The following is an 18,030-nucleotide window of genomic DNA, read 5'->3' as shown; positions in this document are numbered from 1 at the left end:
TCAGAGGCCGTCGTCGGGGATGTTGAGTATGTGACCGCAAGCCTTGCAGTGAACCGCGTCGGCGTCGTGCCGGTTGAGGCCGCATTTGGGGCAGGCAAACGTGACCTTGTAGGGACGCACCACTGCTTGGGCGAGGCGGACGAACAGCGAAATGCCGATGATCATGGTGACGATCGCCGTCAACTTGCCCGAGGTTCCGGGCAGGGTGATGTCTCCGAAACCGGTTGTGGTGACGGTGGCCACGGTGAAGTACAGAGCATCGACAAACCCTGCCGTACCATCCTGACGGTAGAAGAAGAACGTGTAGATGAAGCCGGTCGCCATGAACAGGAACACCACGACATTGATCGAGGCGCGGATGACGTCGTTGAGTTCGGACTGGCCGATCTTACGCAGGCCGACCTTTAACAGAGGGCTCTGGCCGAGGACCCAGATGCGCATCGCCCGCAGGAAGGCAAAGTTGTAGAGAAGGTTGGGAAACAGCAATGTTCCCAGAATGACCAGATCCACCCATGTCATGGGTCTCAAGAGCCAGTCACGAAAGCGGCGGGCGATGACTGCCTGGATCACCAGTTCACCTGCGATCCAAAACGCGATCATGTAGTCGAGCACGAGATAGCTGGTTCCGGCCCGCAGATAAGGCCCGAAGATGAAGAAAGCGATGATGGCCAGATCGATGCAGGCGAGAACCGCCTGATACCTTATCGCGGCTCGGCTTTGGCCGGTATAGAGCTGCCGCAGCGTCTGTCTGAGTTTGTCGCGTCTCATCATCCGGCCATGCCTGATTTCCCGTTGTCATCGATCCCGGACACGCGGCAAAGCCGGGACCGTCATTACTTGTCGCAGGCTCACTCGATCAAGGCAAATGCATCGACATCGACCATGCCCATATCGGAAATCTTGAGATGCGGGATCACCGGAAGCGCCAGGAAGGCCAGCTGAAGGAACGGTTCATCGAGCGTTCCGCCAAGCAGTTTGGCAGCCGCGCGCAACGGTGTGAGCTTTTCGCGCACCTGCTCATAGGGCAGATCGCTCATCAGACCTGCGACCGGCAATGCGATTTCTGCAACCACCTTGCCATCCTCGACAACGACGAATCCGCCGCGGATTTCGCTTAGCCGGTTGGCAGCCACCGCCATGTCGGTCTCGTCGGCACCGACAACGCAGATGTTGTGACTGTCATGGGCAACGGTAGAGGCTATGGCGCCGCGCTTGAGACCGAACCCCTGGACGAAGCCGGTGGTGATGTTGCCGTTCTTGCCGTGGCGCTCGATGACTGCGATCTTGAGGATGTCACGGGACGGATCACCCTTTGTCTCGCCATTGTCGATGGCGAGATCAAGATCGCGGCGTTCAGTGATGATCTTGCCTGGAATGATTCCGATCACCGGCGTGTGGTTGCGGTTCTTGCGCACAGTGAAGGATGCGGCGTCCACGCTTGGCGCACGGACGCTGTCAGTGCCCACCAGCTCGGTCGTGTTACGGGTTGCAAACAGTGCATCGGTCACCAGGCGTCCGGCGGAGAATACCATCTGGGCGTTGCACGCTTCAAGGCTGTCGAGCACCACCAGATCGGCGCGCCAGCCCGGCGCCACCAGGCCACGGTCCTTGAGACCAAAAGCGCGGGCGGCGGAAATCGAGGCGGCGCGGTAGATTGCCAGCGGCTCGACGCCTTTCGAAATCGCGTGGCGGATCATGTAATCGAGATGGCCGTGCTCGGCGATATCGAGCGGGTTGCGGTCATCGGTGCAGAGCGCCAGAAACGGAGAGTTGCGCTCGGTGATGATTGGGATCAGCGCATCGAGATCGCGCGACACGGAGCCCTCGCGCACCAGCACATGCATGCCCTTGGACATCTTCTCCAGCGCTTCTTCGGCGGTGGTGGATTCGTGCTCTGTGCGGATACCGGCGGCGAGATAGCCATTGAGTCCGAGACCGCGCAGCAAGGGCGCGTGGCCGTCGATATGGCCACCCTGAAACGCTTCGAGCTTGGCCATGCAGGCGGGGTCCTTGCCCAGCACTCCGGGGAAATTCATGAATTCTGCAAGCCCGATAACCTGCTTGTGGTCACGGAACGGCAGCAGATCTTCGATATCGAGCCGGGCGCCGGCGGTTTCAAGATGGGTGGCAGGTACGCAGCTCGACAGCTGCACCCGGATGTCCATGATTGTCTGTTCGGAGCAATCGAGGAAATAACGAATTCCGGTCGCGCCAATGACATTGGCGATCTCATGTGGATCGCAGATTGCAGTTGTGATCCCGCGCGGCAGGACGCAACGGTCAAATTCATGCGGGGTGACCAGCGAACTTTCGATGTGCAGATGTGTGTCGATGAAACCCGGCACGACAATCTTGCCGGAGATGTCGATTTCCTCGACGCCTGAATAGCTCTCGAGTGTTCCGATGATGCGCTCACCGCATATGGCGATATCGCCATCACGCAACTCACCGGTGGTAAGGTCGAACAGCTTGCCGCCCTTGAGCACGATGTCAGCGGGCACTTTACCCTGGCCCTGGTCAATCATGTCGCCAAGTCTGTCTGTCATGGCTGGTCCTTCTTGCCGTTCACCCGAATCAAAACCGGCCGACATTTCTGCCGGCCGGTGAAGTTTAACCCAAAAAGGATGATTACATCTTGTCCGTGATCTCGGACGTCCAGGCGCCCGACGGCTCCTTGGTGATGATACCCTGATCGAGCAGCGCCTTTGCAGTGCGCTCATAGGCTGCCTCGATAAGTTTCGCATCGGGTTCGCCGATCAGCTTGGCCACTTCGCCCATCATACGGACCTGGTGGTTTTCATCCTGGCCGCCATTGTCCATGACTATGGAAGCGGCTTCTTCAGGGTTGGCGATCGCGTATTCCCAGCCCTTCATCGAGGCCTCGACGAACTTGACCATCTTTTCGGCGAAAGCAGGATCGGCGAGATCGTCTTCCATCGCATAGAGGCCGTCCTCAAGCAGGTCGTTGCCCATTTCGGAGTAGTTGAAGACGATCAGGTCTTCCGGCTTGTAGCCGGCGTCGATCAGCTGCCAGTACTCGTTGTAGGTCATGACCGAGATGCAGTCGGCCTGCTTCTGGATCAGCGGCTGCACGTCAAAGCTCTGCTTGAGAACGGTCACGCCCTCGGCGCCGCCTTCGGTGGACAGGCCAAGCTTGTTCATCCAGGCAAAGAACGGATACTCGTTGCCGTAGAACCAGACGCCAAGGGTGTGGCCCTTGAAGTCGTCGGTGGTCTTGACCGGGCCGTCAGCCGGGCAGACCATTTCCATTCCGGCCTTCTTGTAAGGCTGGGCGATGTTGACGAGGCCTACGCCCTTTTCACGGGCTGCAAGCGCGCCGCCCATCCAGTCGACGATCACGTCTGCGCCGCCGCCTGCGATAACCTGTTCAGGCGCGATGTCCGGGCCGCCGGGCTTGATTTCGACGTCGAGGCCGGCTTCTTCGTAAAAGCCCTTGTCCTTGGCGACGAAGTAGCCTGCAAACTGGGCCTGGGCGACCCATTTGAGCTGCAGGGTCACCTTGTCGGCTGCATGCGCAGCACCCGCCATCAAGCTCATGGTGAGTGCGAGTGTCAGTCCTAGTGTTCTTTTCATTGACGTTCTCCTCTGGTTAAGGCTCCGGTCCATCATCTGCGATAGCTCGGATGCCAGAAAGTGACGGTGCGCTCGAGAAGTGCGAGTGCCCCATAAAATAGAGACCCGACAATAGCGGCCATGGCGATTTCCGCCCAGACCATGTCAAGGTTCATCCGACCCACTTCGGTCGAAATACGAAAGCCCATGCCGACGATCGGCGTTCCGAAAAATTCGGCGACGATGGCGCCGATCAGCGCCAGCGTGGAATTGATCTTGAGGGCATTGAAAATGAAAGGCATCGCGGCCTGAAGCCTGAGCTTGAGCAGCACCTGCCAGTGAGTGGCGCCATAGGTGCGCATCAAGTCGCGCTCCATGTCGCCGGTTGCGGCCAGTCCCGCAAGCGTGTTCACCAGCATCGGGAAGAAGGTCATGACGATGACGACGGCAGCCTTCGACTGCCAGTCGAAGCCGAACCAGATCACCATGATCGGCGCGATGCCGATCATCGGCAGAGCCGAGACCATATTGCCGATCGGAAGCAGACCATTGGCGAGGAAGCGGAAACGGTCGGCCAGGATAGCGACCAGAAAGCCTGTAAGTGAGCCGACGACATAACCGAACAGCACCGCCTTGAGCACGGTCTGGCGGAAATCTGCAGCCAGGATAGACGTCGAGTTTGTGATCCTGACTCCGATGGCAGAAGGAGGCGGGAGCAGAACAAACGGGACGCCAGCTCCACGGATAATGCACTCCCACAGAATCACTACCCAGATCCCGAACAACGCCGGGACAATAATGGCGGAGCCGCCGACCTGACTGGCGCGCGTGCCATCGCCTGACAGCACGGTGACCAGCCGCCAGCCCAGAAGCCAGGCTGCGACCAGAGTTGCAAAGTAGCCTTGGCTGGCGGTGCCGAAAGCGTCATTCAGGCCTGCGATGAGCAATGCCGCTGCGCCAAAACTTGTCAGCGTTAGAACAGCTGTTTCCATTGCGAAGCCCAGCCGCAACATCGAAGCGAGTGCACCTGCGGCCAGAATTGCCACAACCGTCAGCGACGAGGCGGAGCTCATGCTGGCGGTGAAGGGCAACGCGGTGAGGCTGTAGAGAGTTGCGAGCAGCGACATCAGCGCTTGCCAGTTGGGGCGGAAGACACTCATCGGGGCTTGGCTCCCATGCGCGTGTTGACGAACCGACCGACGATATCGACTGCGGTGACGAGAAGGATCGCAACGACGGAACCAGCGATCAGGGCTGCGAAGATGTCGACAGTCTGGCTATAGTAGGAACCGGCCAGCAGCTTGGAGCCAATTCCTGCAACCGCACCCGTGGGCAGTTCACCGACGATGGCGCCGATCAGGCTTGCGGCAATCGCCACTTTCATCGAGGTGAAGAAGAACGGGACCGAGGCCGGGATGCGCAGCTTCCACAAAGTCTGCATCTTGTTGGAAGAGTAGGTCCGCATCAGGTCGAGATGCAGCACGTCAGGCGAGCGCAAACCCTTGACCATGCCTACGGCGACCGGGAAGAACGACAGGTAGGTCGAGATCAGCGCCTTTGGCAGAAGCCCGGTGACGCCGATGGCCGAGAGCAGCACGATGATCATCGGCGCGATGGCCAGAATGGGAATCGTCTGCGAGGTGATGATCCACGGCAGGAAGGATCGGTCGAGCGCCGGGATATGGACGATGCCGATGGCGATGGCCACGCCGAGTGCTGTCCCCATGGCAAAGCCGAGCAGTGTCGCCGACAGCGTGATCCAGGAATGATAGACCAGGCTGCGCTTTGACCACGGCTTGACCGTGAGCGTGTTCTTCCAGAGGTTTTCAGCCACCTGATGCGGCGCTGGCATCGTTGGCTTGGGCTGGCTCATGGTCTTCATCAGGAACTCGGTCGCAGTGCGGGTCTCGCCGGCCCTACGGTCAAAATCACGCTGGAATGGTGCGTTCATGGAATAGGCAGCGATGTACCAGGCAACGAGGATGACCAGCAGGATCGAGCCGATCGGAACCAGCCGGTCCCTGATGAAGCTGTGCCCGTTCATCCCTGTCTCCCTTGCGGCCAGACGATCAATGTGACGGCGATAATCCCGAGCGTGATGCCGCCAATCTGCATGTTCGTCGGCCGTTCACCAAAGATCAGCAGTCCGACGATGTTGATCAGGACCAGTTGCAGAATCGCCGCCAGCGACATCGCGACCGCGAGGCCGCTTTCCCGCATCAGCCGCACCATCATCAGATTGCCTGCCGAATAGAGCACGATCGCAAGCGCCAGCAGCCAGATCGAAGGCCGGTCGACATAGATCCTGAGACTGCTCGCTCCCAGGAGAAATGCAGTCATTGCGCCCGCGAGCCAGATCATCAGCGACGTGCTCATCATGCTGCATATCCCCGCTGGCCTATTGGCAGGGCGAGAATATCCTCTGAGCTAGCTTCCAGATTACTCATCATAGCTGTGTCCCGCCTTCAGGCCTTCGCGGACCTGATGGGCGATCTTGAGGAATTCCGGCGTTTCGCGAATATCAAGCGGCCGGTCGGGGCCGAGGTCGCAATCGATGATCTCGTGAATGCGGCCGGGACGGGGGCTCATCACCACGATCTTGGTCGACAGGAACACGGCTTCCGGAATCGAGTGGGTGACAAAGACCACGGTCTTCTTTGTCTTGGCCCAGAGCTTCAGCAGTTGTTCGTTCAGATGGTCGCGGACAATCTCGTCAAGCGCGCCGAAGGGCTCGTCCATCAGCAGCATGGCCGGTTCCACCGCCAGAGCGCGGGCGATAGAGGCGCGCTGCTGCATGCCGCCCGAAAGCTGCCAGGGGAATTTCTTCTCGAAACCCGTCAGATTGACCAATTCCAGATTGCTCTTGATCCGCCCGGTGCGGGTGGATTTCTCGAGCCCCATGACTTCAAGCGGCAGTGCGACATTTTCCTCGATGGTGCGCCAGGGCAGAAGGGCTGCCTGCTGGAACACGTAACCATAGGCACGGGCGAGGCGAGCCTCTTCGGGCGTCATGCCGTTGATCGATACCGTGCCGCCGGTCGGCTTTTCAAGGTCTGCGATCACGCGCAGCAACGTGGTCTTGCCGCAACCGGACGGGCCGATCAGAGAGACGAACTCGCCCTCGGCAATGTCAAGCGTGATGTCTTTCAGCGCATGGACTGGGCCGTCATTGGTCTCGAAGGTAAGGTCCAGATTTTGGGCAGAGATGACTGTCTCAGGCATGAGTTGCCGCTTTTTGTTTCATTGCATTCCCCGAAATCTCTGCCCTGTCTGCCATTGCCATCTCTTCGTATGACACTCGCAATTCTTGTGCCATCAAACTCCACTCGCCGGGATGCCGGAGCGCTCGACCTTGCGCGGCGAAGAGACTTCCTTCCAGGTCGACAGCGCCTTGTTGGTCGGCGTCACCGGCTCACGCGCGACGAACTTGCCATGACCTTCCACCGTCTTGATCTCGCCGTCGTCGATTGCGACATGGCCGCGGGTCAGCGTATAGCGCGGCAGGCCCTTGACCTGCTTGCCTTCAAAGACGTTGTAATCGATCGCCGACTGCTGGGTGCTGGCGGTTATGGTCTTTGATTTTTCAGGATCCCAGACCACCAGATCTGCATCAGCGCCGACCAGAACCGCGCCCTTTTTCGGATAGCAGTTGAGGATCTTGGCGATGTTGGTGGAGGTAACGGCGACGAACTCGTTCATGGTCAGCCGCCCGGTCGCCACACCATAGGTCCAGAGCATCGGCATGCGGTCTTCAAGCCCGCCGGTGCCGTTGGGGATCTTGGTGAAATCGCCAACGCCATAGCGCTTTTGCTCGGTGGTGAAGGCGCAATGGTCGGTGGCAACCACCTGCAGCGAACCGGCCGAAAGCCCTGCCCAGAGACTGTCCTGGTGCATCTTGTTGCGGAATGGCGGGCTCATGACCCGGCGCGCGGCATGGTCCCAATCAGGATTGGCGTATTCGCTCTCGTCGAGCGTGAGATGCTGGATCAGCGGCTCGCCCCAGACGCGCATGCCCTTCTGGCGGGCACGGCGGATTGCTTCGTGAGACTGTTCGCACGATGTGTGCACCACGTAAAGCGGTGTGCCGGCCATGTCGGCAATCATGATGGCGCGGTTGGTGGCTTCGCCTTCGACTTCGGCAGGCCGCGAATAGGCGTGCGCCTCGGGGCCGTTGTTGCCCTCGGCCATCAGCTTCTGCTGCAGTTGCGCGACCACGTCGCCGTTTTCAGCATGGACCATGGCGATGCCGCCCAGTTCGCCAATGCGGCTGAAGGAGGAATACATCTCGTCGTCATCCACCATAAGGGCGCCCTTATAGGCCATGAAGTGCTTGAAGGTGGTGATGCCCTTGTCCTTGACCACGGTTTCCATCTCGTTGAACACCTGCTCGCCCCACCATGTGATCGCCATGTGGAACGAGTAATCGCAACTGGCGCGGGTCGATTTGTTGTCCCACATGGTCAGCGCTTCCAAGAGCGACTGGCCGGGCGAGGGGAGGGCAAAATCGATGACCATGGTGGTACCGCCGGCGAGGGCCGCGCGGGTGCCACTTGCGAAATCGTCAGCGGAATAGGTGCCCATGAACGGCATTTCGAGATGGGTGTGCGGGTCAATGCCGCCGGGCATGACATAGCAGCCGGTGGCATCGAGCGATGTGTCGCCGACAAGGTTGGGGCCAATGGCGGTAATCACGCCGCCCTCGATCATCACGTCTGCCTTGTAGGTCAGGTCTGCGGTGACAATTGTTCCGTTCTTGATGACGGTGGTGCTCATGTTGCACGTCCTCTTGCTGTTCCAAATTTTGTGCTGATCAGCCGTCTTGATGCGGCCTTTTCAAAAACAATGGTCGTCTAGTCGGCGTAGCCGGGGTTTTCCCGGTCGAGAACCATTTTCATTTCCTCGAAATGAGAGAACTCGGCATCCTTGTAGACGTCCCATTCGCGCGCCACGGATTCGGCCAGTTCGTCGTTCATCACGTTGAGCGGCTGGCCGGTCGAATAGGCCAGAACCATGGTGCGCGCGGCGCGTTCGAGATGATACATGGCATCAAAGGCTTCTGCCACGGTGCGGGCCACGGTGGTGACACCGTGATTGGCCATCATCACGTTGGAATAATTGCCGATGGTGGTGGCGATGCGTTCGCCTTCGGCTTCCTCGTTGGCGATGCCGCCAAAATCCATGTCCATCGCCAGCCGGTTGAAAAACCTGGCTGTGGTCTGGTCAATCGGCTTGATCGAGGGGTCTTTCAGACCGGCCAATGCCGTGGCGTGTGGCGGATGCAGGTGCAGCGCCACGCGGGCATGGGGCACCCGGCGGTGAATGGCGGAATGGATCGACCAGGCCGATGGGTCCGGCGCATCGGCACGTTTCATCGTCTCGGGGTCGTCCGCGTCAACCAGCAGCAATTCGCTGGCCTTGGCGCGGGAGAAATGCTTCCAGCGCGGGTTGACCAGGAACGTCTTGCCATCGGGTGACACGGCGGCGGAGAAATGGTTGGCGACGCCCTCGTGCCAGTCGTAATAGGCAGCGAGACGCAGGGCTGCGGCGAGATCGATGCGCAGCTGCTGCTCGTCGGGCTGGGCTGCAGCTCGGAGGGAATGAATTTCAGCCATGGCTATGTCCTCACTTTGGGTGTTGTCATTGCTGCTGCAGAGCTCAACCGACAATCTGAGCCGTCTCCACCACAGCATGCATCAGCACGTCGCAGCCCGCAGTTGCCCATTCCTTCGAAATGTCCTCAGCCTCGTTGTGCGACAAGCCGTCGACGCAGGGGCACATGATCATGGCGGTTGGGGCCACGCGGTTGATCCAGCAGGCATCGTGGCCCGCGCCGGAGATGATGTCCATATGTGAGTAGCCGAGTCGCTCTGCGGCGTCGCGGATCGCCTTGACGCAGGCATGGTCAAACTCCGGCGGATCGAACTGACCGGAGATTTCTGCCTCGAAGCCGACGCCCAGCGCATCGCAGAGTTTTGGTGCTTCCGCCATCAGCCGGTCGACCATGCCATTGAGCGTGTCGAGGTCATGGCTGCGGAAATCGACAGTGAAGACCGCCTTGCCCGGGATGATGTTGCGGGAATTGGGGTAGATGTCGATGTGGCCGATGGCGCCCACCGCATTGGGCGCATTGTCCATGGCGATCTGGTGCACCAGTTCGGTGATCTGTGCCAGACCACGGCCGGCGTTCAGGCGCATCGGCATCGGGGTCGAGCCGGTGTGGCTTTCCTTGCCGGTGACGGTGCACTGGATCCAGCGCAGGCCCTGGCCATGGGTGACAACGCCGATATCCTTGCCCTTGGCTTCGAGGATCGGGCCCTGCTCGATATGCAGCTCATACAGCGCATGCATCTGCCTCGCGCCAACTTCCTCGTCGCCCTTCCAGCCAATGCGCTCCAGCTCATCGCCAAAGCGCTTGCCCTTTGCGTCGACGCGGTCATAGGCCCAGTCCTGCTTGTGGATGCCGGCGAAGACGCCGGAGGCGAGCATTGCGGGCGCGAAACGCGTCCCTTCCTCGTTGGTCCAGTTGACCACCACGATCGGGTGCTTTGTCTTGATGTTCAGATCATTGAGGGTGCGGACAAGTTCGAGACCTGCCAACACGCCGAGCACGCCGTCATATTTGCCTCCCGTCGGCTGGGTGTCGAGATGGGAGCCGACATAGACCGGCAATGCTTCAGGATCTGTGCCGGGCCTGGTCATGAACATGTTGCCCATGGTGTCGACACCCATGGTGAGGCCCGCCTGTTCGCACCATTTGCGAAACAGATGTCGGCCTTCGCCGTCCTCATCAGTCAATGTCTGGCGGTTGTTGCCGCCTGCAATGCCCGGTCCGATCTTGGCCATGTCCATGAGCGACTCCCAGAGCCGGTCGGCGTTGATTCTGAGATTTGCTGCAGGTGCGGACATGGTGGTCTCCTATTTCAGTTCGACTTCGACAAAGCTCATCATCTTTGTTCCGGCATTGACGACATTGTGCTCGACCCCAATCGGCCTGCGATAGGCGTCGCCTGCCGCCATGGTCACGGTGCGCGAAGTCCCGCCGGGCTCTTCGAGCAGCATGATGCATTCGGTCACCGGGGTGACGACATAATCATGGCCATGAACATGCCATCCCGTTTCCTGACCCGGCTCGAAATCGAAGCGGGTGACGCGAACGCGCTCGTCATCGACCAGGGTTGTTGCGGTGGCAGGTTCACGTTTCATGGTTCAGCTCGGAAAATTGAACACTGCACCCGACTTGATGCCGTTGGGCCAGCGCGAGGTGATGGTTTTCAGACGTGTGTAAAAACGCACACCTTCGGGACCGTAGATCGAATGATCGCCGAACAACGAGCGCTTCCAGCCGCCGAAGGAGTGATAGGCCACCGGCACCGGGATCGGCACGTTGATGCCGACCATGCCGACTTCGATGGAATCGGAGAAGGCGCGGGCGGCGTCGCCGTCGCGGGTGAAGATCGCGGTGCCGTTGCCATATTCATGGTCGTTGATCATCTTGACGGCTTCGTCGAAGGTGCCAGCGCGGACAACCGAAAGAACAGGGCCGAAGATCTCTTCCTTGTAGATGGTCATGTCGGTGGTGACGCGGTCAAACAGCGTGCCGCCGACGAAGTAGCCGTTCTCATAGCCCTGCAGCGAGAAGCCGCGACCATCAACCACCAATTCTGCACCTTCGCTGACGCCATGGTCGATGTATCCGAGCACTTTTTCCTGGTGTTGCTTGGTGACAACCGGACCCATTTCGGCAGCTTCGTCTGTGGCCGGGCCGATCTTCAAAGCCTCGACGCGGGGCTTGAGCTTGGCGATGAGCGCGTCGGCGGTCTTTTCGCCAACGGGAACTGCAACCGAGATCGCCATGCAGCGTTCGCCGGCGGAGCCGTAACCGGCGCCCATCAGTGCGTCGGCTGCCTGGTCCATATCGGCGTCGGGCATGATCACCATGTGGTTCTTGGCGCCGCCCAGTGCCTGCACGCGCTTTCCGTTGGCGGTGCCGCGGGAATAGACATATTCGGCAATCGGGGTGGAGCCAACGAAGCTCACAGCCTTGACATCGGGATGATCGAGCAGTGTATCGACGGCAAGCTTGTCGCCATGCACAATGTTGAGCACGCCTTCAGGGAAGCCCGCTTCCTGAAACAGTTTCCACGCCAGCATCGGGGCTGACGGATCACGCTCCGATGGCTTCAAAATGAAGGTATTGCCGCAGGCGATTGCGATCGGATACATCCACATCGGCACCATGGCCGGGAAGTTGAAAGGGGTGATGCCCGCGACCACGCCCAGCGGCTGGCGGTCGGCGATGGAATCGACGCCCGGACCGACATTGCGCGAGAAATCGCCCTTGAGCAGGTTGGGGATGCCACAGGCGAACTCCACCACCTCGATACCGCGGGTGACTTCGCCCAGCGCATCGTCATGGGTCTTGCCGTGCTCGCGCGAGATTTCGCGGGCGATGTCGGCCGCGTGGCGGTCCAGCAGTTCCTTGAACTTGAACATGAAGCGCGCGCGCTTGAGCGGCGGCATTGCGCCCCAGGCGGGCTGTGCCGCCTTGGCGGATGCCACGGCAGCATTGATTTCCTCAACCGTCGACAAGGGCAGTTCAGCGATCTGCTCGCCGGTGGCCGGGTTGAACACCGGGGAGCGGCGATCCGAGCCGGAAATCGTCAGTTTGCCGCCAATGGCGTTTTCAATGATCTGCATGATTAGGCTACCTGTCCCAGGACTGTGCGGAGCTTTTCGAACAACTCGTCGATCTGGTCCTTTGAAATGATAAGTGGCGGAGAGAGCGCAATGATGTCGCCGGTGGTGCGGATCAACAATCCGTCGTCATAGGCCTTGAGAAAGGCTGAGAAGGCCCTCTTGGTCGGCTCGCCGGCAATGGGGTCGAGCTCGATGGCGCCGATCAGGCCGGTGTTGCGGATGTCGATGACGTGCGGGCAATCCTTGAGCGAATGCAGCTGCTCTTCCCAGTAGGGCGCAATCTCGGCAGCGCGGGTGAGCAGGCCTTCTTCCTTGTAGGTGTCGAGCGTTGCGAGGGCTGCCGCAGAAGCAATCGGGTTGCCCGAATAGGTGTAGCCGTGGAAGAACTCGATCATGTGCTCGGGGCCTTGCATGAAGGCGTCATGGATCTCCGAAGTGACAAACACCGCACCCATCGGAATAACGCCGTTGGTCAGCCCCTTGGCGGTGACCATCATGTCCGGCATGACGTCGTAATGCTGAGCCGCAAAGGGCGAGCCGAGACGGCCGTATCCGGTGATGACCTCATCGAAGATCAGCAGGATGCCGTGCTTGGTGCAGATTTCGCGCAGTTTCTTGAGGTAGCCCTTGGGCGGGATCAGCACACCGGTGGAGCCCGCCACAGGCTCGACGATGACAGCGGCGATGGTCGAGGCATCATGCAGCGTGACGATGCGTTCCAGTTCGCTGGCAATGTCGCCGCCATGCTCGGGCTGGCCCTTGGTGAAGGCGTTCTTGTCCGGCTGGTGGGTGTGCGGCATGTGGTCGACGCCGGTCAGCAACGTGCCGAACATCTTGCGGTTGGAGACAATGCCGCCGACCGAGATGCCACCGAAATTGACACCGTGATAGCCGCGCTCGCGGCCGATCAGCCGGGTGCGGGAACCGTTGCCCTTCACCCGGTGGTAGGCGAGCGCTACCTTGAGCGCGGTTTCCACCGACTCCGAGCCGGAATTGGTGAACAGCACATGGTTCATGCCTTCAGGCGCAATATCGACAAGGCGGTTGGCCAGTTCAAACGCTTTCGGGTGTCCCATCTGGAAGGCAGGTGCGTAATCCAGTTCGCCGGCCTGCTGGGCAATCGCCTCGGTGATCTTGGGGCGGCAATGGCCGGCATTGACGCACCAGAGGCCGGCGGTGCCGTCTAGGATCTTGCGGCCGTCGGAGGTGGTGAAGTGCATGTCCTTGGCGCCGACCAGCATGCGCGGGTTCTGCTTGAACTGGCGATTGGCAGTAAACGGCATCCAGAATGCGCGCAGGTCATTTGGGGTTGTGTTGAGCCGGTTTGACATGGCTGGTGCGCCTCCTGACGCATGGGTTCCCGATCCTTAGTCAATTGCCATTTCGAGGGCTTTGTTTCCGCACGCAAGCTGTGTTACGAAAATCTTGACTGTTTGATAAAACTCTAACAGGGCCAATCATTCGGTCAAGGCCAATTCGGCGTTGTTCGCAAGTGCATCGTCATGGCGGAGTGTGGTTGAAATCGAAGGCAAGATGGAGCGCGAGACTTGAAGGCACGGGCGACCGAGACCCAGCGCAAGACGCGCATCCAGATGGAAAACGAGGAGCGCATCCTCGATGCCGCTCTTGAAGTGTTTTCAGTCCATGGATTCCGTGGCGCCACGATTGACCAGATCGCCGAAAAGGCGGGTATGTCGAAGCCGAACCTCTTGTATTACTTCCGCCGCAAGCAAGACATGTACGAGGCGCTGATCGCGCGTCTGCTCGATACCTGGCTTGAGCCGCTGCGCGAGCTTGATGGCGTAGGCGACCCGCTGCCGGAGCTGCAATCCTACATCCGCCGCAAACTCGAAATGGCGCGCGACTTTCCACGCGAAAGCCGCCTGTTCGCCAACGAGATCCTGCAAGGTGCACCGCGCATCAAACGCCTGCTCGAGAGTGAACTCAAACCGCTGGTGGACGAGAAGGTAGAAGTCCTGCGCGGCTGGATGAAGGCCGGGCAGATCAACTCGGTCGATCCACGGCACCTGATCTTCTCGATCTGGTCAACGACGCAGCATTACGCCGATTTTGACACCCAGGTGCAGGTGATCCTGGGCCCGGATCGCGGCGCGGTGGGCCGTTTCGAGGACGCTGCGCGCTATCTCGAAACGCTGTTTCTCGATGGGCTGCGGCCGCAGGCCAAAGGTGGCGGGACGCCGCGCGTGCGCGACGTCTGAAGCTTTGTGCCCGTCAGGCGATCAGGCCGACGGCGCGGCGCGCTTCCTCGGTCTTGAGGGAGAAATCTCCGCCATCATGAGCTCGGCCGGCATCGGTTGCCAGCCAGGCGATGGCCTCTCCCACCCATTCAGCCGAGATGTGGCTTTCCCAGTTGAGCTGGCTGACAGGATTGATGCCCGAATCCTTGATCGATTTCTGCATGTCGGTCGCCACCGTCCCGGGCGACAGGCCGACCACGCGGATATTGTCCGCCATGGATTCCCTGTAGGCCAGCTTCGTTAGCGACAGGACCGCGGCCTTGGTGGCGCAATAGTGGCTCCAGCCCTCCAGTGCGGCGATGGCAGCGCCTGACGAGATGTTGATGATCACGCCGCCGCCCTGCTTTTTCATCGCCGGGATCGCGGCGCGCAGGCCGTGATAGACGCCCTTGAGGTTGATATCGACCACCAGGTCCCAGGCTTCGGGGTCGGAATCCTCGATGCGGGCGATGGGGTCGATCATGCCGGCATTGTTGACCAGGATATCCAGACTGCCGAAATGTTCTGCCGCCTTTTTGACGGCATTATCGACATCACTGTAGCGCGCGACATCACAGGTGACGGCCAAAGCCTTGTCGCCGATTTCAGCAGCAATACGTTCGATGTCGTTCGCCGATCGCGCTGCCAGAACAACATTTGCACCGTATCCTGCGAGGATGCGGGCTGCTGCTTCGCCGATGCCGCGGCTGGCGCCTGTGATCAGTGCTGTCTTGCCGGTGAGGTCGATAGCCATTGTGAACTCCTTTTTGCTGATGACCTTTTGGAACCGATGGCGCGCGCAATCAAGATGGGAGGTGTGAATGTGATGATCAATTTTCCGCGCGTGCGCAGGGCGGGGAGTGGTGCCCGCTTCTATCCTGACCTTCCGGAGACGTCGCAAGATGACTAATCAAGAAATCTTGATATAATTCTGGCATTGCGTGGCCGGGTGGGTTAAGCGGGATCAATCAGGACGCCAGAGCCAGAGGAGCCGATCATGAGCATCGTAATTCACCACAATCCCGGTTGCGGAACCTCCCGCAATGTTCTCGAAATCATCAGGGCTTTCACTGGCGAGCCGGTCATTGTCGAGTATCTGAAAACCGGCTGGACTCGTGGACAATTGCAGGCGCTGTTTGCTGCTGCCGGTTTGACCCCACGCGAAGCCTTGCGGACATCGAAATCTCCCGCCGAGGAGCTGGGGTTAACTGATCCGACCGTCACAGACGATGCCATACTTGATGCGATGCTCGAGCATCCGGTTTTGGTCAACCGGCCGATCGTCTGCACCGCCAAAGGGGTGGCGCTGTGTCGCCCGTCGGAAGAAGTGTTCCGGCTTCTCGATGTTGCTGCGGGCGCTACCTACACCAAGGAAGACGGCGAGGTGATTGTCGCGCCATGATCAAGGATCTGCCAAATCTCCAGCCGGAAAATTTTCAACGTCCGGACATTGAAAAACTCGCCTTGCCGGGCGAACCCGGTCATGCGCCCCGCGTGCTGATGCTCTACGGATCCTTGCGGGCACGGTCGTATTCGCGGTTTCTCACCCATGAGGCAAAGCGGGTGCTTGAAGCGCTTGGCGCCGAGGTCCGGATCTATGACCCGACCGGGTTGCCTTTGGTCTCGGATGACGCTGAAAGCCATCCCAAGGTCACGGAGTTGCGCGATCTGTCGCTCTGGTCGGAAGCGCAGGTCTGGTGTTCGCCGGAACGGCACGGCGCCATGACCGGGGTCATGAAGACGCAGATTGACTGGTTGCCGCTGGCGCCGATTGGCGGGGTGCGGCCAACGCAGGGGCGAACGCTGGCGCTGATGCAGGTCAGCGGCGGATCGCAGAGCTTCAACACGCTCAACCAGATGCGGGTTCTGGGCCGCTGGATGCGGATGATCACCATTCCCAACCAGTCATCCGTGCCCAAGGCATTTGGGGAGTTTGACGAAGAAGGCCGGATGAAGCCGTCGCCCTATTACAATCGCATGGTCGATGTCATGGAAGAACTGATGAAGTTCACCCTGCTGACCCGTGGGCGTTCAGACTACCTTGTCGATCGCTATTCCGAGCGGGTGGAAAGCGCCGAAGCGCTTTCCCTGCGTGTGAACCAGCGCTCGATCTAGCACTGGCGGTCAGCGAAGGATTCAGACCGCGCCGGTGTATTCGCCGCGTGCGGGGTAATCGTTCTTGATGGCGAAATCGAGCGCGCCGACGAGTTCGGAGAAATGCGGGCGCACGAATGGCATGGTCTGGACTGAGCCGTAAAACAGCGTCTGCTGTGGCGTTACCATGAAGAGGCCCGGTTCGGAGAACAGGGCAGGCTCTTCGATGCCGATCGAGGTCTTGCCGCGCGAAGTGAAGATATAGAGCCCCCACTCACGTGCTTTGGCCAGGGACAAATTGTATCCGAACCGCAATGTGTCAGCGCCGATCTTCTCTGCCATCTGACGGGCACGGTCTTCGCCATCGGAACTGATGGCGATGGTGGCGACGCCGCGTTCGGCGAAGTCTGCCACACGCTTTTGAAACTCGGTGAGGTAGGTGGCGCAGATCGGGCAGTGGAGCCCGCGATAAAAACAGATGATGGTTCCGCGTTCCGAAGCGTCGGTGGTGAGGTCGAACGTGCCGTGGTTGAGTGTCGGTACATTCAGATCAGGTGTTTTCTGACGGGGCACAAGCATGGTGAGGCCTTTCTGCAGGGGTTGTGCAGGCATCATATCGGAATTACAGTCTGGAAAATCCGATTTAACAGACCAGAACACCGAGATGGCTCGTATCGACAGATTGACAACGCTGATGGAGCGGTTTGCCTTGCAGGTGCAGCCCGCGCCTTTGACAGAGGCCTCCATGGTGGTGACCGCCGGTGCGGACGGCGCATCAGGCCATGTCTGGTTCGGCAATGCCGCCGTCGGCTCCGATTTGCCTGCCGAAACCGTGCTGTTTGCCGCCACGGTCGATTGGGGCGGGGTGTCGAACCCGTTGCTGGCGGCGTTGCCGGAAAGGATCTGTTTCGACCTTTCCGAGGACCTGGAGGCTGCCAGCCTGATCAACCTGATGCATTCGGAGCTTGCCGCGGCCCGCTGCGGATCGGCGTCTGTCGTCAACCGGCTTGGCGAAGTCATGATCGTGCGGCTGCTGCGGGCGCAGATCGAGGCGGGCTCGACCGAGCCGGGGCTGCTGTCGGGACTATCGGATGTGCGGCTGAACAGGGCTATCGTAGCCATTCACGAAAATCCCGGGCGAAGCTGGCGCAATGACGACCTGGCCGAGATAGCCGGATTGTCGCTCAGCCGTTTTGCGGAGACCTTCGTGGCCGTCGTCGGGGAAACGCCGGCGGCCTACCTGCGCAGATGGCGGCTTCTTCTGGCGCGGCAGGATCTTCAAAAGGGTGGTCGCGTCGATGCCGTGGCGCGCCGCTACGGCTACCGATCAGCGGAAGGGTTCGCGAGAGCCTTCCGGCAGCAATACGGACACAATCCACTGGCCATGCGCGGGCATCGACCGGCCGGGTCTAACGCCTGGATCTAGGGC

19 protein-coding genes are annotated in these 18,030 nt (G+C 60.1%); 4 read left to right on the top strand and 15 right to left on the bottom strand.

What is annotated here, in order from left to right:
* The 13 genes from WNZ14_RS20270 to WNZ14_RS20210 all read right to left on the bottom strand — a co-directional run bounded on the left by WNZ14_RS20270 (position 1) and on the right by WNZ14_RS20210 (position 13,601).
* Positions 1-771 carry an ion channel gene (locus tag WNZ14_RS20270; protein WP_342870496.1) on the bottom strand — a complete coding sequence of 257 codons (771 nt, stop codon included), beginning with the start codon at positions 769-771 and terminating at the stop codon, positions 1-3.
* Positions 772-848: 77 nt separating this feature from the next.
* The gene (gene ade / locus WNZ14_RS20265) at positions 849-2,546 is read right to left on the bottom strand and encodes an adenine deaminase (protein ID WP_342870495.1); all 1,698 of its coding nucleotides are present in this window, start codon (positions 2,544-2,546) and stop codon (positions 849-851) included.
* A gap of 82 nt (positions 2,547-2,628) precedes the next feature.
* Entirely contained in the window at positions 2,629-3,594 is a 966-nt protein-coding gene (locus WNZ14_RS20260; RefSeq protein WP_342870494.1) for an ABC transporter substrate-binding protein, read from the bottom strand.
* 32 nt (positions 3,595-3,626) lie between these two features.
* Positions 3,627-4,733, bottom strand: coding sequence for an ABC transporter permease (locus tag WNZ14_RS20255; protein WP_342870493.1), 1,107 nt, complete (start codon positions 4,731-4,733; stop codon positions 3,627-3,629).
* Positions 4,730-5,617, bottom strand: a complete 888-nt coding sequence (locus WNZ14_RS20250; protein ID WP_342870492.1) for an ABC transporter permease — start codon at positions 5,615-5,617, stop codon at positions 4,730-4,732. The genes WNZ14_RS20255 and WNZ14_RS20250 overlap by 4 nt, the downstream gene beginning before the upstream one ends.
* Complete coding sequence (locus WNZ14_RS20245) at positions 5,614-5,952, bottom strand: hypothetical protein (RefSeq protein ID WP_342870491.1); 339 nt, start codon at positions 5,950-5,952, stop codon at positions 5,614-5,616. Before WNZ14_RS20245 ends, WNZ14_RS20250 begins: the two co-directional genes overlap by 4 nt.
* A gap of 60 nt (positions 5,953-6,012) precedes the next feature.
* Entirely contained in the window at positions 6,013-6,795 is a 783-nt protein-coding gene (locus WNZ14_RS20240; RefSeq protein ID WP_342870490.1) for an ABC transporter ATP-binding protein, read from the bottom strand.
* A gap of 93 nt (positions 6,796-6,888) precedes the next feature.
* On the bottom strand, positions 6,889-8,346 hold the full coding sequence (gene hydA, locus WNZ14_RS20235) for a dihydropyrimidinase (protein WP_342870489.1): 1,458 nt from the start codon (positions 8,344-8,346) through the stop codon (positions 6,889-6,891).
* Positions 8,347-8,423: 77 nt separating this feature from the next.
* Positions 8,424-9,185 carry a class II aldolase/adducin family protein gene (locus WNZ14_RS20230; protein WP_342870488.1) on the bottom strand — a complete coding sequence of 254 codons (762 nt, stop codon included), beginning with the start codon at positions 9,183-9,185 and terminating at the stop codon, positions 8,424-8,426.
* A 43-nt stretch (positions 9,186-9,228) separates the two neighbouring features.
* The gene (locus WNZ14_RS20225; protein WP_342870487.1) at positions 9,229-10,479 is read right to left on the bottom strand and encodes a Zn-dependent hydrolase; all 1,251 of its coding nucleotides are present in this window, start codon (positions 10,477-10,479) and stop codon (positions 9,229-9,231) included.
* Positions 10,480-10,488: 9 nt separating this feature from the next.
* Positions 10,489-10,776 carry a cupin domain-containing protein gene (locus WNZ14_RS20220; RefSeq protein WP_342870486.1) on the bottom strand — a complete coding sequence of 96 codons (288 nt, stop codon included), beginning with the start codon at positions 10,774-10,776 and terminating at the stop codon, positions 10,489-10,491.
* A gap of 3 nt (positions 10,777-10,779) precedes the next feature.
* Entirely contained in the window at positions 10,780-12,270 is a 1,491-nt protein-coding gene (locus WNZ14_RS20215; RefSeq protein ID WP_342870485.1) for a CoA-acylating methylmalonate-semialdehyde dehydrogenase, read from the bottom strand.
* A 2-nt stretch (positions 12,271-12,272) separates the two neighbouring features.
* A complete protein-coding gene (locus WNZ14_RS20210) occupies positions 12,273-13,601 on the bottom strand; it encodes an aspartate aminotransferase family protein (protein ID WP_342870484.1) in 1,329 nt (442 codons plus the stop codon).
* Between the two features lie 261 nt (positions 13,602-13,862).
* Between WNZ14_RS20210 and WNZ14_RS20205 the strand changes: the two genes are divergently transcribed.
* On the top strand, positions 13,863-14,489 hold the full coding sequence (locus WNZ14_RS20205) for a TetR family transcriptional regulator C-terminal domain-containing protein (protein WP_342870548.1): 627 nt from the start codon (positions 13,863-13,865) through the stop codon (positions 14,487-14,489).
* A gap of 13 nt (positions 14,490-14,502) precedes the next feature.
* Here the strand turns inward: WNZ14_RS20205 and WNZ14_RS20200 are convergent, their stop codons facing one another.
* A complete protein-coding gene (locus tag WNZ14_RS20200) occupies positions 14,503-15,261 on the bottom strand; it encodes an SDR family oxidoreductase (RefSeq protein WP_342870483.1) in 759 nt (252 codons plus the stop codon).
* Between the two features lie 243 nt (positions 15,262-15,504).
* Here WNZ14_RS20200 and arsC point away from each other — a divergent pair, with 243 nt between their 5' ends.
* Positions 15,505-15,909, top strand: a complete 405-nt coding sequence (arsC, locus tag WNZ14_RS20195) for an arsenate reductase (glutaredoxin) (RefSeq protein WP_342870482.1) — start codon at positions 15,505-15,507, stop codon at positions 15,907-15,909.
* Positions 15,906-16,622, top strand: a complete 717-nt coding sequence (gene arsH, locus WNZ14_RS20190; protein ID WP_342870481.1) for an arsenical resistance protein ArsH — start codon at positions 15,906-15,908, stop codon at positions 16,620-16,622. Before arsC ends, arsH begins: the two co-directional genes overlap by 4 nt.
* Positions 16,623-16,643: 21 nt before the next feature.
* On the opposite strand, the gene WNZ14_RS20185 is transcribed toward arsH, so the two are convergent.
* On the bottom strand, positions 16,644-17,180 hold the full coding sequence (locus WNZ14_RS20185) for a peroxiredoxin-like family protein (RefSeq protein ID WP_342870480.1): 537 nt from the start codon (positions 17,178-17,180) through the stop codon (positions 16,644-16,646).
* 85 nt (positions 17,181-17,265) lie between these two features.
* Between WNZ14_RS20185 and WNZ14_RS20180 the strand changes: the two genes are divergently transcribed.
* Positions 17,266-18,027, top strand: a complete 762-nt coding sequence (locus WNZ14_RS20180; protein WP_342870479.1) for an AraC family transcriptional regulator — start codon at positions 17,266-17,268, stop codon at positions 18,025-18,027.
* The last annotated feature ends 3 nt before the right edge of the window (positions 18,028-18,030 follow it).

Source organism: Hoeflea sp. AS60, from assembly GCF_038900115.1.
In the GTDB taxonomy this organism is placed as follows: domain Bacteria; phylum Pseudomonadota; class Alphaproteobacteria; order Rhizobiales; family Rhizobiaceae; genus Hoeflea.
The sequence above is the reverse complement of the archived record's forward strand: the minus strand, read 5'-3'. Positions and strand labels throughout refer to the sequence as shown.

Excerpts from the sequence above, each read along its gene's own strand:
- WNZ14_RS20270 (WP_342870496.1), bottom strand. The coding sequence starts at position 771 with ATGATGAGACGCGACAAACTCAGACAGACGCTGCGGCAGCTCTATACC.
- ade (WP_342870495.1), bottom strand. The coding sequence starts at position 2,546 with ATGACAGACAGACTTGGCGACATGATTGACCAGGGCCAGGGTAAAGTG.
- WNZ14_RS20260 (WP_342870494.1), bottom strand. The coding sequence starts at position 3,594 with ATGAAAAGAACACTAGGACTGACACTCGCACTCACCATGAGCTTGATG.
- WNZ14_RS20255 (WP_342870493.1), bottom strand. The coding sequence starts at position 4,733 with ATGAGTGTCTTCCGCCCCAACTGGCAAGCGCTGATGTCGCTGCTCGCA.
- WNZ14_RS20250 (WP_342870492.1), bottom strand. The coding sequence starts at position 5,617 with ATGAACGGGCACAGCTTCATCAGGGACCGGCTGGTTCCGATCGGCTCG.
- WNZ14_RS20245 (WP_342870491.1), bottom strand. The coding sequence starts at position 5,952 with ATGATGAGCACGTCGCTGATGATCTGGCTCGCGGGCGCAATGACTGCA.
- WNZ14_RS20240 (WP_342870490.1), bottom strand. The coding sequence starts at position 6,795 with ATGCCTGAGACAGTCATCTCTGCCCAAAATCTGGACCTTACCTTCGAG.
- hydA (WP_342870489.1), bottom strand. The coding sequence starts at position 8,346 with ATGAGCACCACCGTCATCAAGAACGGAACAATTGTCACCGCAGACCTG.
- WNZ14_RS20230 (WP_342870488.1), bottom strand. The coding sequence starts at position 9,185 with ATGGCTGAAATTCATTCCCTCCGAGCTGCAGCCCAGCCCGACGAGCAG.
- WNZ14_RS20225 (WP_342870487.1), bottom strand. The coding sequence starts at position 10,479 with ATGTCCGCACCTGCAGCAAATCTCAGAATCAACGCCGACCGGCTCTGG.
- WNZ14_RS20220 (WP_342870486.1), bottom strand. The coding sequence starts at position 10,776 with ATGAAACGTGAACCTGCCACCGCAACAACCCTGGTCGATGACGAGCGC.
- WNZ14_RS20215 (WP_342870485.1), bottom strand. The coding sequence starts at position 12,270 with ATGCAGATCATTGAAAACGCCATTGGCGGCAAACTGACGATTTCCGGC.
- WNZ14_RS20210 (WP_342870484.1), bottom strand. The coding sequence starts at position 13,601 with ATGTCAAACCGGCTCAACACAACCCCAAATGACCTGCGCGCATTCTGG.
- WNZ14_RS20205 (WP_342870548.1), top strand. The coding sequence starts at position 13,863 with ATGGAAAACGAGGAGCGCATCCTCGATGCCGCTCTTGAAGTGTTTTCA.
- WNZ14_RS20200 (WP_342870483.1), bottom strand. The coding sequence starts at position 15,261 with ATGGCTATCGACCTCACCGGCAAGACAGCACTGATCACAGGCGCCAGC.
- arsC (WP_342870482.1), top strand. The coding sequence starts at position 15,505 with ATGAGCATCGTAATTCACCACAATCCCGGTTGCGGAACCTCCCGCAAT.
- arsH (WP_342870481.1), top strand. The coding sequence starts at position 15,906 with ATGATCAAGGATCTGCCAAATCTCCAGCCGGAAAATTTTCAACGTCCG.
- WNZ14_RS20185 (WP_342870480.1), bottom strand. The coding sequence starts at position 17,180 with ATGCTTGTGCCCCGTCAGAAAACACCTGATCTGAATGTACCGACACTC.
- WNZ14_RS20180 (WP_342870479.1), top strand. The coding sequence starts at position 17,266 with ATGGCTCGTATCGACAGATTGACAACGCTGATGGAGCGGTTTGCCTTG.